Annotated in this window: 10 protein-coding genes; 2 read left to right on the top strand and 8 right to left on the bottom strand. The window is 54.2% G+C overall.

Annotated features, from left to right (window positions below):
* Positions 1-69: 69 nt before the first annotated feature.
* Positions 70-4,299, bottom strand: a complete 4,230-nt coding sequence (locus R9X49_RS13555) for a sulfite reductase subunit alpha (RefSeq protein ID WP_319848907.1) — start codon at positions 4,297-4,299, stop codon at positions 70-72.
* A gap of 412 nt (positions 4,300-4,711) precedes the next feature.
* Positions 4,712-5,215 (bottom strand): DUF1543 domain-containing protein, encoded by a 504-nt coding sequence (locus tag R9X49_RS13550; protein ID WP_319848906.1) that lies wholly within the window; start codon positions 5,213-5,215, stop codon positions 4,712-4,714.
* A gap of 374 nt (positions 5,216-5,589) precedes the next feature.
* Here R9X49_RS13550 and R9X49_RS13545 point away from each other — a divergent pair, with 374 nt between their 5' ends.
* Positions 5,590-6,978, top strand: a complete 1,389-nt coding sequence (locus R9X49_RS13545) for a 6-phospho-beta-glucosidase (protein ID WP_319848905.1) — start codon at positions 5,590-5,592, stop codon at positions 6,976-6,978.
* 69 nt (positions 6,979-7,047) lie between these two features.
* Here R9X49_RS13545 and R9X49_RS13540 read toward each other — a convergent pair whose 3' ends face one another.
* The 5 genes from R9X49_RS13540 to R9X49_RS13520 form a co-directional block, all read right to left on the bottom strand.
* Positions 7,048-8,973 (bottom strand): beta-glucoside-specific PTS transporter subunit IIABC, encoded by a 1,926-nt coding sequence (locus tag R9X49_RS13540; RefSeq protein ID WP_319848904.1) that lies wholly within the window; start codon positions 8,971-8,973, stop codon positions 7,048-7,050.
* 318 nt (positions 8,974-9,291) lie between these two features.
* Positions 9,292-9,654, bottom strand: coding sequence for a DUF305 domain-containing protein (locus tag R9X49_RS13535; protein ID WP_319848902.1), 363 nt, complete (start codon positions 9,652-9,654; stop codon positions 9,292-9,294).
* A gap of 71 nt (positions 9,655-9,725) precedes the next feature.
* Positions 9,726-11,195: a GGDEF domain-containing protein gene (locus R9X49_RS13530; RefSeq protein WP_319848901.1), complete on the bottom strand. Its 1,470-nt coding sequence runs from the start codon at positions 11,193-11,195 to the stop codon at positions 9,726-9,728.
* A 217-nt stretch (positions 11,196-11,412) separates the two neighbouring features.
* A complete protein-coding gene (gene spy, locus R9X49_RS13525; RefSeq protein ID WP_319848900.1) occupies positions 11,413-11,901 on the bottom strand; it encodes an ATP-independent periplasmic protein-refolding chaperone Spy in 489 nt (162 codons plus the stop codon).
* 252 nt (positions 11,902-12,153) lie between these two features.
* A complete protein-coding gene (locus R9X49_RS13520; protein ID WP_319848899.1) occupies positions 12,154-12,450 on the bottom strand; it encodes a hypothetical protein in 297 nt (98 codons plus the stop codon).
* A gap of 215 nt (positions 12,451-12,665) precedes the next feature.
* Here R9X49_RS13520 and R9X49_RS13515 point away from each other — a divergent pair, with 215 nt between their 5' ends.
* The gene (locus R9X49_RS13515; RefSeq protein WP_319848897.1) at positions 12,666-14,720 is read left to right on the top strand and encodes an NADPH-dependent 2,4-dienoyl-CoA reductase; all 2,055 of its coding nucleotides are present in this window, start codon (positions 12,666-12,668) and stop codon (positions 14,718-14,720) included.
* 14 nt (positions 14,721-14,734) lie between these two features.
* On the opposite strand, the gene rlmG is transcribed toward R9X49_RS13515, so the two are convergent.
* On the bottom strand, positions 14,735-15,874 hold the full coding sequence (gene rlmG, locus R9X49_RS13510) for a 23S rRNA (guanine(1835)-N(2))-methyltransferase RlmG (protein ID WP_319848896.1): 1,140 nt from the start codon (positions 15,872-15,874) through the stop codon (positions 14,735-14,737).
* Between the last annotated feature and the right edge of the window lie 63 nt (positions 15,875-15,937).

The raw sequence follows: 15,937 nt of genomic DNA, 5'->3' as shown, positions 1-15,937 counted from the left end.
GTTAGGGCACCCCTAACGCCGCATCACTAGAACATCCACAGTTCACGCATTAACGCAGCCAGGTCTATATCAGTACACATCGCGGACATAGCGTTTGTCCTGCGCCATTTTGGCAATATAGGCTGCCGCGTCCTCACTGGTCATGCCCCCATGCAGCTGCGCAACCTGCCGGAGCGCCGAGTCCACATCTTTCGCCATGCGGCTGGCGTCGCCACACACGTAGAAATGCGCCCCCTCCTCCAGCCAGCGCCATAGCTCAGCCCCCTGCTCACACATGCGGTGCTGAACATAAATTTTCTCACGTTGGTCACGCGAAAAAGCCGTATCCAACCGATGCAGATAACCATCACGCCGTAACATTTCCAACTCCTCACGATAGTAGAAATCCGTCTCGGCACGCTGTTCGCCGAAGAACAGCCAGTTTTTACCTTGTGCCCCTGTCGCACGGCGCTCTTGCAAAAAAGCCCGGAAAGGTGCGATACCCGTGCCAGCCCCCACCATGATGATTGGCGTATCAGGGTGTTTCGGGGTACGAAAATGGGCTGACTTTTGAATGAAGATAGGCACCGCAACCGACTCTGCCGCGCGGTCAGCCAGAAAGGTTGAACACACGCCGCCACGCGGCTTACCCTCAAGCTCATAGCGCACCGTCGAGACGGTCAGGTGGATCTGATGCGGGGTGACTTTTGGGCTGGACGAAATCGAGTATAAGCGCGGCTGAATGCGCTTGAGCACGGTTAGCAATTCGTCAGCCTGAACCTGAATCGGAAACGCCTGCAGCACATCGATAATCTGCCGTCCCCACAGCCACTGTTTGAGTTCTTCCTTACGTTCCTCTTTCAGCAGGTCGGCCAGTGCCTCATGACCCGAGCGTTGACTCACAAACTGCAAAAACTCCGGCGTGATACGGGCAATCTCGACATGCTGGGATAACGCCTCAGACAGCGTCATGTCGCCTTTATCCTTGACGGTCACCACGGTAGCAGGCGAAAGCTTGAGTGCTGAGAGCATCTCGCTCACCAGCTCAGGGCTGTTCGTCGGCCAGATGCCGAGCGCATCACCCGCTTCGTAGCTCACATTGCTGTCTGAAATATCAAAGGCGAATTGCCGGGTTTCTTTTTCCGCTCCCGGCGCATTAAGCCGCTGGTTGAGGACAAGACGAGCCGGCAAAGGCGCATTCCTGCTGAAAATGGGAGCGGGTGCCGCCGTAAGCGCTGGCGCGTCCGCGTCATCCTCGTCAGCGACTGTTGCCGCTACAGCGGTAACCGCCCGATTCGCCGCTGGCGCATGTGCTCCTGCAAGCGCGTTGACCATGCTGTCCAGCCAAATTTTCGCTGCCTCCTGATAGTCAGGTTCGCAGTCGATTCGCGCAGACAGACGCTTCGCGCCCAGTGCCTCCAGCCGTGCATCAAGCCGACGGCCAAAACCGCAAAACTGATCGTAGTTTGAATCACCCAATGCCAGCACAGCAAACGCCATTTCCGTCAGACTGGGCGCCGCCTCCGCCTGCAATGCCGCCCAGAAATTCATGCCATTGTCGGGAGGGTCGCCGTCGCCAAAGGTGCTGGCGATAAAGAGTACTCGCGACGTTGCAGGCAAATCGGCAATCTTGACACTGTCCATCTCAGACAGCGTCACAGTATGCCCCTCGGCTTTCAGGCGTTCAGCGCACAGTGCCGCAAAACTCTCAGCATTGCCGGTCGACGATGCCCATAAAACCCAAATGGGCGATGGTGATGATGCAGTAGCCGCAGACGCGGCAGGAGACATCGCAGGCAGAGAAGCTCCACCGCCATCAGGCACCCAGGTACGAGCAAAAAGCCCTGCCAGCATGCCGTCGAGCATCAGACGTCTGGAGGGTTCCAATGGCGCCGTGGCAGGCAACACAGGTACGCCACCAGCCAGCCGTGATGCATCGGTACGCAACGCGGCGATATACCCTTGCAGATAATGCTGTTCGTGCGCGCTCAGCGTCAGCGCCGGAGGAGCATCCAGGCCAAGTAGCGTGGCCAGCGCATCAATGTGTTTCATGTCGAGCTCCTTGATGTCGTTGTTCGGCGTACCCGCCTCGGCCGGGTCTGATACCAACACAGGGGCCGCATCGCTCTCCCGCGTCGGGGAAATACGCGCTGATGGTTCAGCGATCCGAGCCAGTGCTACGGCGCAAAACTTGAATTCAGGCTGCTGGGAAATAGGATCAATGGCATCGCTGGTGACCGCGTTAATCGCCAAATCGTCACCAAAGACATCATTCCAGTGGAAAGGCGCAAAACAGTTTCCGGGACGCACGCGATCGGTGACAACGGCAGGGAGCACCGCACGCCCCCGGCGTGAGCGGACTTCCACCCGATCCTTATCCTGAATGCCAAGTGCACTGGCATCTTCGGGATGCACTTCGATAAAAGGCCCTGGATTGAGCTTGTTGAGCGTCGGAATTTTTCCGGTTTTCGTCATCGTGTGCCACTGGTGCTGCAAGCGGCCGGTATTCAGCACAAACTGAAAGTCATCATCCGGCATTTCGGCGGGCGACATATGCGGTCGGGGGAGGAATATTCCTTTACCGCTTTCAGTCGCAAAAACAAGCCGCGGCCGCGTGCCGTCCGGCAGGTCTTTACGCGTCTGGCTCACGCCGTCATTGAGGTAGCGAATGGGGTGACGGTCTTGGTTATCATCAGGGGGACAAGGCCACTGCAAAGGAGACTTCCGTAAGCGTTCATAGCTGGCGCCACGAATGTCGTATCCCGTCTTCGGGTTCCAGAACTGTTTGATTTCTTGAAACACCTCGGATGCCGAACCGTAGCTAAACCCTTGCTCATAGCCCATCTCGCAGGCGACGCTGGCGATGATTTGCCAATCTGCCATCGCCTCACCGGGCGGTTCAACGGCCTTTTGCATCAGCGTCAAATTTCGCTCGGAGTTAATCATCACGCCTTCAGCCTCAGCCCACAGTGCGCCGGGCAGCAGGATATCGGCATAGCGGTTGGTCTCGGTATCGAGAAACGCATCTTGTGTGATGACTAGCTCAGCCGCTTGCAGCCCCGCGATCACATTCTTGCGGTTGGGAACCGTAGCCACCGGATTCGTACAGATGATCCAGCACGCTTTGATCTTGCCCGCCATCATGTCTTCAAACATGGCGACGGTGCCGCCGCCGAGATCCGTGCGTAAGGTACCAGCAGGGACGTTCCAGAGGGTTTCAATAGCAGCGCGATCCTTTTCTACCAATACCGAGCGCTGCCCCGGTAACCCCATCCCCATGTAGCCCATTTCGCGTCCGCCCATCGCATTGGGCTGTCCCGTCAGAGAAAACGGGCCGCTGCCGAGGCGGCAAATTGCCCCCGTGGCTAAATGCAGGTTGCAGATCGCATTGGTATTCCAGGTGCCATGCGTGCTTTGGTTAAGCCCCATCGTCCAGCAACTCATCCACGCCGACGCGCTGCCAATCCATTCCGCCGCCTTGCGGATGTCGGCTTCTGGCAACCCGGTTATCTCCGCCACCGTATCCGGGCGATAGTCGTCCAGGAACGCGGGCATCGCTTCCCACCCTTCGGTGAACTCGGCGATAAACGCAGGATCGGTGTGCCCGTTCTGAACAAGCAGATAGAGCAGGCCATTGAGCAAGGCTAAATCCGTGCCGGGCTTGATGTGCAGGAACAGGTTCGCTTTGTCTGCCGTGGCATTGCGGCGTGGGTCAACCACGATGAGCTTAGCCCCTGCTTTAACGCGATCCATCATCCGCAGGAAAAGGATCGGGTGGCAGTCGGCCATGTTCGCGCCGATGACAAAAAAGACATCGGCATGTTCAAAGTCCTGATAGGAACCCGGCGGCCCATCCGCTCCCAGAGAGAGCTTGTAGCCGCTCCCCGCACTCGCCATACAAAGGCGTGAGTTTGACTCAATGTTATTGGTACCGATAAAGCCCTTGGCAAGCTTATTGGCCAGATATTGAGACTCCAGCGACATCTGACCGGAGACATAAAGCGACACGGCGTCAGGGCCGTGGGTATCAATGATCGTCCGTAACCGTCGTGCGGTTTCCTTGATCGCCTTATTCACATCAACCCTGACGGATTCGTGCTGACGATCCATCCGCAGGTAGGCATGTTCCAGCCGCCCTGATTCGGCAAGCGCCTGACCACTCGTATTTCCCTTTGTGCACAGTCGCCCGAAGTTGGTGGGGTGCGTCTTATCGCCTGATACCTTGATCACGCGATTGTCTTTTACCTCCATCACCACACCGCAACCGACCCCACAGTAGGGACAGACGCTCTTCACACACGTTGAGGATTTGGCATTCATGATGGGCTCCCATCGGATCGCCGTGTCACAGCCCCGCGAAAGCAGTGCTGCAACGGGCGAATCCAGACATAAAAAAACGTCCACATCCCCCTGCTCTCGCCGTAATGCGAAAAGCATGATGATGTGGACGCCGTTGTCCTGACCGAGACTTCACTCACCGTTGAGGTAAGCCTGCGGAATTGCTATGAGCTTAAGAAGCAAATTGCATGCCACCGCTGTGTATCACCAGATATAGCGAGGGGGAGCGGAAAATGATCGAGATCCATGCGGCCGCCTGCATCACGGTGGTGCAGGTTAAGAGGGCAGCCGTGCATTTCTGGTTCATCCGCCGTCAGGCGATGGCTCGGCGGTGAAGAAGAACCGGTACGCCATGAACATGGTTTACCGGCTTACTGCGGGGGAGCAGGATAAATCAGCGACCGATCGGCTGGTAGCCCTGCCATTCCGGTGTGAAGGGGGTGCCGGATGCACAAGGTGTCAGATGGATATACAGACCGCCGATTTTTTCAAGCAACAGGCAGTCGTCAACATCTTTAAGGTTGTCTTTATGCTGATGCAGCGCACCATTGAGGAGTGATGCCAATCCTTTCGATTTTGCTTCTTGCGCGCTCTTCGCTACAAATAAATCGAACGCATGCAGCTCCGCCAGCGTTGACGGATGGTAAGCGCCGGCATTGACAAAAAAGAGCCGATTGTCATCCGCGGGTCGCGTATCCGAAAGGGTAACGGTATAACCATCAGCCCATGTCACGCGCGCATATCCATCAATATGCACTTTATCAGGGTCGCCAAACCACGCTTCCCGAAGCGCGGGCCACGCATCCTCTGGCTTCTCAGCCGCCACAAACTGGATATCGTGAACTTCGATATTGGACTTTCCCGCGTTCCCTCCCAGGTAAAACATATACAGATGCACGGTATTTTTCTCCTTATATGACGTCAGGCATCGGCCGCATTGTCTCACATTCGTTATGTTTTTTTATACATAACGATAGCACCAGAGCATACCCACTCTTCTCCAGCAAGGTATTCCTCTCTGTGCCACCGTGATGCCAGCAGAGATGTCGTGACCGGAGTCACATAACCAGACGGGGGCATTGCCGCAGAAATTCAGGATTGTATAGTGTCCTGATAAGACGTTACCGCCAATGGCGGGCGAGACTTGGGCAGAGGTGAGTAGTAATACTCTCTTCTGCCCAAGTTTTTTTTTGCCTGTCATTCGGCGGTTCCCAGCGCGGAGCCACAGGTCGGCGCAGCGTAATGATGTAGAAAACGATGAGGAGAAATACCATGAAAGCATTCCCCGACGGATTTTTATGGGGCGGTTCAGTTGCAGCAAACCAGGTTGAAGGCGCATGGAATGAAGACGGTAAAGGCGTATCCACCTCCGATCTTCAGCTAAAGGGCGTACATGGTCCAGTGACGGAACGCGATGAGAGCATTAGCTGCATCAAAGATCGGGCCATCGATTTTTATCATCAATACCCGCAGGATATTCAGCTGTTTGCCGAAATGGGGTTCAAGGTGTTGCGCACTTCAATCGCCTGGACGCGCATTTACCCCGAAGGGGATGAAGCAGAGCCCTGCGAAGCCGGTTTGGCCTTCTACGATCGTCTGTTCGATGAAATGGCAAAGCACCAGATTCAGCCGCTAATTACGCTGTCGCATTATGAAATGCCTTACGGTATGGTGAAAAAACTGGGGGGCTGGGGCAACCGTGCCGTCATCGACCATTTTGAGAAGTATGCCCGTACCGTTTTCAGCCGCTACAAAGACAAGGTGAAATACTGGCTGACCTTCAATGAAATCAACATGGCGCTGCATTCGCCCTTTACGGGCATCGGGCTGGACGGAGAACCCTCGAAGCAGGAAATTTATCAGGCTATTCACCACCAGCTGGTTGCCAGCGCACGCGCGGTGAAAGCCTGTCATGACCTTATCCCGGATGCAAAAATCGGCAACATGCTATTGGGCGCGGTACGCTACCCCATGACCTGCCATCCGAAAGATGTGCTGGAAGCACAGAACAAGAACCGTGAATGGCTGTTCTTCGGTGATGTGCAGGTACGCGGCACCTATCCGGCCTGGATCCAGCGCTATTTCCGGGAAAATGGCGTCGAACTCACCATTACCGCGCAGGACAAAGACGATCTGAGCCACACCGTAGACTTTGTCTCCTTCAGCTATTACATGAGCGGCTGCGCGACCTTCGAGCCAGAGAAATATCAGTCCTCACGCGGCAATATCATCCGCCTGATTCCTAACCCGCACCTTGAGGCCTCCGAATGGGGCTGGCAGATTGACCCCGAAGGCCTGCGCTTCCTGCTGAACGAACTGTATGACCGCTATCAGAAACCGCTGTTCATCGTGGAAAACGGGTTAGGCGCACGCGATGTGGTGGAAGAAGATGGCAGCATTCACGACAGCTACCGTATTGATTACCTGCGTCGCCATCTCATTCAGGTGCGTGAAGCTATCGACGATGGCGTCGAGCTGCTGGGCTACACCAGTTGGGGGCCGATCGATCTGGTCAGCGCGGGAACGGCACAGATGTCAAAACGCTACGGCTTTATTCATGTGGATCGCGATGATGACGGTAAAGGCACACTGGAGCGTCGGCGCAAAGACAGCTTCTACTGGTATCAGGATGTGATTAACAGCAACGGAAAATCGCTGTAACGCTATAGAACATAAGATGATAGAGAAAATCAGACGGCGTGTTCACACAGCGCCGTCTGATTACGTGTATTACGCCAGCGCGATAATCGTATCCCCTACCATCAACTGACGTGTGGTGCCCGGACTAAAGATGTGGTATTCATCCGCATTCGTTACCACCACCGGCGTCACCGTGTCGTAGCCGGCACTCTTGATCGCTTCCAGATCGAACTCCAACAGCAGTTGGCCTTTTTTCACCTTGTCACCTTCTGCAACGTGCATCTGATAGTGCTGACCTTCCAGCTGCACCGTATTGATACCGACATGAATCAGAATCTCCGCACCGTTCTGCGAAAGAATACCGACGGCATGGCCGCTGGTGAACGTGCTGGCAATAACGCCGTCCACCGGTGAATAGATGCGACCTTCCTCCGGCAGAATGGCAACGCCTTGCCCCACAACGCCGGATGAGAACACCTTATCGTCCACGTCTTCCAGCAAGATCAGTTCGCCTTTTACCGGCGCTCCCAGCTGTTCAGCCGTCGCCGGCGCGTCTTTTAGCGGCTGGGCAGGTGGCACAGCATTAGCGTTCTGGTGTGATACTGGTGCAGCAGGTGTCGAGGTAGAAGGTGAGCGCGTGGGCGCTGGCGCGTTCTCAACAGGCTGCGTCGGCTCATCAAAGCCAACGATAACCGTCAGAACAAAACTTGCCACGAAAGCAATCGCACAGCCGATGAGGAACCCGACAAAGCCTTCGCCGTAGAAAATCGGCAACGTCAGTAACCCAGGCATCCCCATAGAAACCGCCGAGCTTTTCGCATAGCCGACGATAGCGCCCCCGATGGCAGCAGCGATCACCGCGCAAATAAACGGTTTCTTCAGCTTCAGCGTAACCCCATAAACACCGGGTTCCGTGATACCAAACAGCGACGCGATAAAGGTACTGCCTGCCAACGCTTTGAGCTTTTTATCTTTGGTGCGCACCATCACGCCTAGCAGCGCGCCAGACTGGGCAAAGACCGACGGGCTGGAGGCAGCTTTAAGGTAGCTGTGCCCCATGACGGAGAGATCGTTGATGAACACGGTCACAAAGCCCCAGTGGACGCCAAATATCACTAAGACCTGCCATGACGCCGCCATCAGCGCGCCCGCAATAATCGGGTTGAATTCATAGATACTGACGAATACCGACGCAATGAGCTTACTGGCTGAGATACCAATCGGCCCGATGGTCATCAGCGTTAGCGGCACCATCAGCACCAGCAGGAAGAACGGCGTCAGGATATTGCGCACACTTTCGTGAATATGGCGATTCAGGAAACGCTCGATATACGACATCAGCCACACGCTGAAGATAATCGGAATCACCGAGGCGGTGTATTTCATCATCACCACAGGCAGGCCGAAGAACGTCACGGGCTGACCGGCATCAAATAACCCCTGAATCGTCGGGTAAACCAGCGCACCGGCAATCGACACCGCCACAAAAATATTGGTTTCGAATTTACGCGCAGCGGTAATCGCCAACAGCATCGGCAAAAAATAGAACAGGCTGTCGGATGCCGCATGCAAGATGACATAAGTACTTTCTTTGGTATTCAGCCACCCGAGCGCCAGGACGATAGCCAGCGCCCCTTTCAGCACCCCCGCCGCCGCCATCGCCCCCAGCAATGGGGTAAAGATCCCGGCGACCAGATCGATCAATCGTCCCATGGCAGAGGTCGATTGCTCGCTTTCAGTCGTCTGGCGTTTTCCGTCGCCGTCTTCCAGCAGTTTGGAGATCGAACCAAAAGCGCGATAAACCTCCGGCACCCGGTTCCCGATCACCACCTGCAATTGCCCTGATGCGTTGATAACCGTAATGACGCCTTCCAGCGCCTCAAGCGCAGCCACATCCACCTTACCGTGATCAACAATCTTAAAGCGCAAGCGTGTTGCACAATGCACCAGAGTAGAAACGTTTGTCTCCCCTCCGACCAACCTCAGAATATTTTCAGCGAGCACTTTGCTATTCATAATGACTTCCCGTTTCGTCAATGGCTGCAACTGCCTAATACACGTCATCCCGCTTGTTGTCCGCTGGCCAGCTGGAAAATAAGCAAAAAAAAACCTGGATAAAACAGCGTGCTGTATACGCTGCTTTATCCAGGTCTCGCCCAGAAACTTCTGGTGACGTCCTTTCCTGTTTTCTAACAAGTTCACGCGGAGAAAGCTATCTCTACGTTTTATTCTGTGAAAACAGTCACTAAATTTTTACCAATCTGGCGAAGTCGCCCTACCTACGGCAGCGTAAAAACGGGATGGCGCTTCTCAAGAGAGGCGCCATCGGCACATTTACTGCTTGCCCTGCTTCTTCAGCCAGGCTTCCATCTGGTCGATCTCCGGCTGCTGAGCTTTAATAATCTCTTCCGCCAGCTTCCGCAATTCCGGGTCTTTACCGTATTGCAATTCCGTCTTCGCCATATCAATCGCACCGCGGTGATGCGCAATCATCCCTTTGGCAAAGGCAATATCAGGGTCGCTGGATTGCAACCCTTCCATCATCTCGGTATGCATCGCATCCATCCCTTGCATATACGCCTGTTGGGAGGACGACGCCTCTTTCGCTGAACCATGGCCGCTATGCGCGCTGTCGGCGGCAAACGAGAGAACCGGAACCAGCAAGGTCGCCGCTAATAACAAATGGACTTTCTTCATCACAACCTCTCAATCAGTCACAGGACTTTTTGAGGGTAGACGTTCCAGTAAGGGGAAGGTCAAGGGAAGATTCAGGCTTCCTCGACCAGACGCAGACAAACACGATTACGCCCCTGCGCTTTCGCTTTGTACAACTGCTCGTCCGCCAGCCCGATAGCATCGTAAATATTGCCCCCCCCATACTGGGCAAACATGGCAACACCAATGCTGGTCGTAAAATGGATTTCCCGCCCATCGGACAACATCAACGCCGTGGATTCCGTAAGATGCCGCAGCGCTTCGGCCATCGCTTCGGATTGCTCAGCCGTCAGGTCATACGCCACAATAACGAACTCTTCCCCACCCCAGCGGCAAAGAATGTCGCTCGGCCGAATGGCGGTGCTCAGCATACGGGCAAAGCTGGCAATTAATTCATCGCCGCAGGCATGGCCGTAGGTATCGTTAACCTGTTTAAAATAATCGATATCCAGAAATAGCAGCGTTAACGGGCGCTTTTTCTTATACGCCAGCGCGCTCTGCCTCCCGTTCAACATACTGAGAAACGCCCGACGGTTGAAAGTATTCGTGAGCGCATCTTTCAGGCTGTTACTTTCGATAATTTTAATCAGCCGTCGGTTCATCGAGACAAAATGAGAGACGCTTAACATCGCCATAATGAGCATCGCAATATTCAGCCGCGCCGTGGTCAGAAACGAGTTAATGTACGCTTCAGAATTTGAATTGATGAGTATACCGACCTGATTAATATAGAGATAATTCAGTATTACGCCCGTAATCGCACAGAGCAGCGACATGATCGGGAAAGAGTAATTGAATGCACACAGCGTGAGCGGAATAACAGACAGCGTAATCAGGCTGGCATCCAGAAAAAATAAGCTCACCAATAAGAAAATAATAAAGACCAGAAAGGGGAAGATATTCTCTCCGATGCGCTTCGGGCAGAGCGGAATATTCCGCAGCGCTCGCAGGATATCCTTACTTTTCAGGAAAAAAAACGCGAGGATAATACCGGTTCCCAATTGCTCACTGAACCAGTCCATAAACTCGTCATAGCGGTTCCCTGTATCGTAAACATACGCATAAAACCCATACGCCACGCCGGATGAGAACGCGCCGACAAACGTCGCTGCGAAAATAATATAAACGTAATATTTGCTGAATTTTTCAAATGTCGACCATTTCCCGCTAAGCCGACACATCAGGCAAAAGGCGCACCAGGCCGTCACCACAAAGACCATATTGCACAAACATAGCAACACCTTGGTTTTTAACGGAGAGTTATTGTCCATCAGTAGCGCTGCCGACAGCATCGCCGCATAACTCACCAAAAAACCGGTACAGATAGACAGAGTTTTACCGTTGATCGTCCCTTTTCTGGCTCTGAAACTAATCATGAGGCAAAAAACCAGAATATTGGCGGGCCAAAACAGCGACAGCTCATCCAACACCCGGAACCGAAATCCCAGACAGCTCACGATGAGGGTGGTCAAGAACAGAAACGGCATGAATTTTATGGTTTTTAACGTCAAATCGTTATTCATCTGTCCTTTACCGCCCGCTGTCCAATGTCCGATGGCCCCGCCTGTTTTCTCCGCGAGAGGATAGCATTAATCATTTCCCGACTCACGGCACGATGGTAAAGGGAAAAATAAATAAAAAAACCACCGGATCGAAGCATTACCGATGAGGTAATACGTCAATCCGATGGTCTTACTGCTTAGCTATTTCAGATATCGCACGGATTCATGAAATAACACGTTATTCCGCAGGAACAGGCTTGCCGTCAGCTTTTGGCGGTTGAGTCAGGCGTTTTTCAAAGCTGTCGTTGTACTGTTTCTTCTGTTCTGGCGTCAGAACGTTGTAAATCTTGTTCTTGGTTTCCAGTCCGTTAAGCATTCTGGCCTTGTGTGCCGCGTCGGCTTTATCCAGCTGTGCCTGTGCTTTTGCAGCATCAAAGGTATCTGATGCAACCAGGTTATGCATGTCACGACGATCGTCTTGCATCGCTTTGTGCATTTTCTCGCGGGACTCTTTCATGATGTCTTTAATTTGCTGCTTCTGCGCTTCCGTCAAATTCAGCTCCTTAAACATCGCATCCGGCCCCATCATGCCACGATGCTCCCGACCCTCTTTCATCATCATCTTGTGTTCCGGGCCAGGACCTTTCGGCGCTTCATTAGCATGCGCGATACCTGCCGCGCCCAATGCCAAAGAAGAAGCAACCAGCATTGCAGTGAGTTTACGCATATTTCATTCCTCTCTCTGAATTGACTTATCGACGGCGGCTGCCGCGCTACGAGAGAAAGTATAGGCTCGACACCTTCAGTTAATTAGAGCAAGGGTAAATATCTGCAAGCGTCGGCTCCACATTTGCGGCAATTATGGAGAATGAGGAGGAATTGTGTAAGGAAGCGGAAGTATTACGTTAACGAAATAGGGTGTACGACATATCGTATTAACACGGCGGCACGATATGGCTAAAAAATACCAGCGGAGCGGTTACCGCAGTGAACGTCTAAACGCGCTGGCTTCTTGTGCCAGTGCATCAAGGTGGGCATGAATGACCTTCATTTTCTGAAGCAGCGGATTTCGCTCCGGCGAACTGTCCATCGCACTCAACTGCGCAGAGAGCCGTTCAATCTGCGTACAAAGGTAAGCATCACGCTCTTTCGCCTGAAGCAACTGCTGCTGGAGGGACTGATGTTCCTGCCGCCACGTCTGCTGCTGACGCTGAACGCTTTGCTCTAACGCACGGAGTGCGCTATCCAGACGATATTCCAACTCTTCCACCCGCATAACAGTACCTTTGCCCGATAAACCCGCGGATTATAATGTCACACGCCCCCGACAACAAACACTCCGGCACACGATCCCTTGCCTGCACGCGCTTCCCCCTACGATTCGCAATGACATCAATCACAATAAATAAACATAAATTTCACAACTCTCTCAATTACAGCTAGATTGAACACCATGACTCATCAGACCAGTTAACTTCACCGGAGAGTGCAATGACTGCCTACCCCACGCTGCTTTCCCCGCTCGATCTTGGTTTCACGACGTTAAAGAACCGCGTGGTGATGGGATCCATGCATACCGGTCTGGAAGAACACCCGGACGGCACCGAAAGGCTGGCGGCATTTTACCGCGAACGGGCGCAGGGCGGCGTTGGCCTGATTGTTACAGGCGGTATCGCGCCAAACGCCAAAGGTGCTGTTGCCAAAGGCGGTGCGACCCTGCATGACGAGGCGCAGCTCGCACATCATCAGGTGTTGACGCAGGCCGTACATGAAGCGGGCGGGAAAATTGCGCTGCAAATTCTCCACGCCGGACGCTACAGCTATCAGCCCGATCTGGTCGCGCCATCGGCGATTCAGGCACCGATTAACCGCTTTGCACCACGGGAAATGAGTACGCAGGATATTGTGCAAACCATCGATGATTTTGCCCGTTGCGCGGCGCTGGCGAAGCAGGCGGGCTACGATGGTGTGGAAATTATGGGGTCGGAAGGCTACCTGATTAATCAGTTCCTGGTCACACACACCAACCATCGCGATGACGAATGGGGCGGTGATTTTCAACGCCGCAGCCGCTTTGCGCTTGAGATTGTTCGCGCCGTGCGGGAACGAACGGGGCCGGACTTCATCCTGATTTACCGTTTATCCATGCTTGACCTGATAGAAGAAGGCTCAAGCTGGCAAGAAATTGTGCAGTTGGCGCAGGCAGTTGAGCAGGCTGGCGCTACCCTCATAAATACCGGCATCGGCTGGCATGAAGCACGTATTCCAACTATCGCCACGCTGGTGCCGCGCGGCGCATTCGGCTGGGTCACGCAGAAGCTGATGGGGAAAGTCCGCATCCCACTGATTACCACCAACCGCATCAACGATCCCGGCGTGGCAGAACAACTGCTGGCCGAAGGCTGTGCCGACATGGTGTCGATGGCCCGCCCTTTTCTCGCCGATGCCGATCTGGTGGCAAAAGCGCAGTCGGGGCGCAGCGATGAAATCAATACCTGCATCGGCTGCAATCAGGCCTGCCTCGATCAGATTTTTGCCGGAAAGGTCACATCCTGTCTGGTCAACCCACGTGCCTGTCACGAAACCGAGCTGCCTATCCAGCCCGCCAGGGTCGGTAAACGCTTTGCGGTGGTCGGCGCTGGGCCTGCTGGCATGGCCTTTGCCGTCAACGCTGCCGCACGTGGCCATCAGGTTACGCTGTTTGAATCTTCTTCCTATATAGGCGGACAGTTCAATATTGCCAAACAGATCCCCGGCAAAGCCGAATTTTATGAAACGTTACGCTACTACCGTCGACAGCTCGAACTGCTCGGCGTCACGCTTCGCCTGAGCACGCAGGCGACCCCCACCGATTTACTCAGTTTTGATGACGTGATTCTGGCCTGTGGCATCGTGCCGCGTATTCCCGCGATTGCAGGTATCGATCACCCTAGCGTGCTGAGCTATCTGGACGTGCTACGCGACAAAAAACCCGTCGGCAAGCGGGTCGCCATTATCGGCGCTGGCGGCATCGGTTTTGATACCGCGCACTATCTTCTTAACGATAATAGTCTTCTTAGCAAGAACCATCGTCTTAATCCCCAGCCTTCTCAAGCGGGAAACGCTAACTTTTATGCGGAATGGGGCATTGATACGCAGTTGCAGCACCGAGGTGGCCTGCTGCCTCATCAGCCGGGTGGGCTTCCCCACCAGCGAGACATTACGTTATTACAGCGGAAGACCGGCAAGCCCGGTGAAAATTTAGGGAAAACGACGGGTTGGATACACCGCACCACACTGCTGCGCCACGGCGTCACGCTGCTGGGCGGCGTGGAATATCACCATATTGATGATGAGGGGCTGCACATTATCCACGACCAGCAAATGCGCTGTCTGCCAGTGGATAACATCATTATCTGCGCCGGTCAGGAACCCAACCGCAAACTGTACGACCCCTTATTGGCGGCCGGATGTCACGTTCACCTGATTGGCGGTGCCGATGTGGCACAAGAATTAGACGCACGCCGGGCGATTGATCAGGCTACCCGGCTGGCGTTAACGCTATAATTTAGGCGAGGGGGTTAGCGGGACGACCCCGTTTTCACCGCACGCAGTATGACGAACTTCGTGTTGCTGGCGACGGTTTCACAGTTGCCGAACAGACGCTTCAGCTTGTGGAAATAATCCAGATGGCGATTCCCCACAATGCGCAGTTCTCCGCCAACCTGAAGGCAGCGACGGGCATCCATAAACATCTGCCAGGCGATTTCATCCGTCACGGCCTGTTGCTGGTGGAATGGCGGATTACACAAGACCGCCTGCAACGTATCACGCTTAACGCGAGCCAATCCGTGGTTCACCACAAAGCTACAGCGCTCAACATCCTGCGGGCAGTTAACCTCAACGTTCATCTGGCTTGAGGCTACCGCCATGTAGGATTCATCAAAGAAGCCGACGGTGGCCTCCGGGTTAGCTTTCAGCGCTGCCAGCCCAATGACGCCGTTGCCACAACCGAGATCGATGATCTTACCGTCGATCTGTTCCGGCAAATGCTGCATAAAGAAACGTGCGCCGATATCCAGCCCATTACGCGAATACACGTTAGCCTGGTTTTGAATACGATAGCCGTAACCATCCAGTTCCCATTCGGTAGTGAGTGACTGCTCACTGACTTTTAACTCCGCCCACTCACAGTGAACCAGACGCGCCTTTTTCCAGGCCAGCGAGGTTTTCGTCGGCCCCATCACGCGTTCAAACAGTTGCAATGTAGAGGTGTGAATATCCCGAGCCTTCGCTCCGGCAATGATGCGTGTTTGCGGCGTGACGACCTTACGCAACATTCTCAACTGGTGCTCCAGCAGCGCGATCGTTTTGGGGATCCTTATCACCACCAGCGCGGGCGCATCGGGTAGATCCGCCATGCTATCCAACAGCGTTACCGCATCGGCATCATAACCGTTCAGTTCCAGATTGTGCCGCGTTGCCAGTTGGCTCAGGTAAGAGTCGCTGATACTGACCGGCGACTGCGCCTGCAAGCCGCAGGCCAGCGCACCAAACGTATCATTGAAAATCAGACGCGGGCCCGGCGCGATTTCCATCGTGGCCAGCTCACGCAGCAGGTATTCATCTGCGGCATCCCACGCCTGTAGCGCCGAATTTTCAGCGACCTGAGGGTAACGCACCAACGTCAGGTTGCACGTTTCCAATTCGAGTTGGCTCATTGGCCTCTCCTGCATCATAAAATTTGCGCTGTTTATCCCTTAAAATAGCCCGTCAGTAAATGC

It is taken from the genome of Pectobacterium carotovorum (assembly GCF_033898505.1).
GTDB classification, from domain to species: domain Bacteria; phylum Pseudomonadota; class Gammaproteobacteria; order Enterobacterales; family Enterobacteriaceae; genus Pectobacterium; species Pectobacterium carotovorum_J.
Note: the sequence above shows the minus strand (reverse complement) of the source record. Positions and strands in the feature narration are given on the sequence as shown.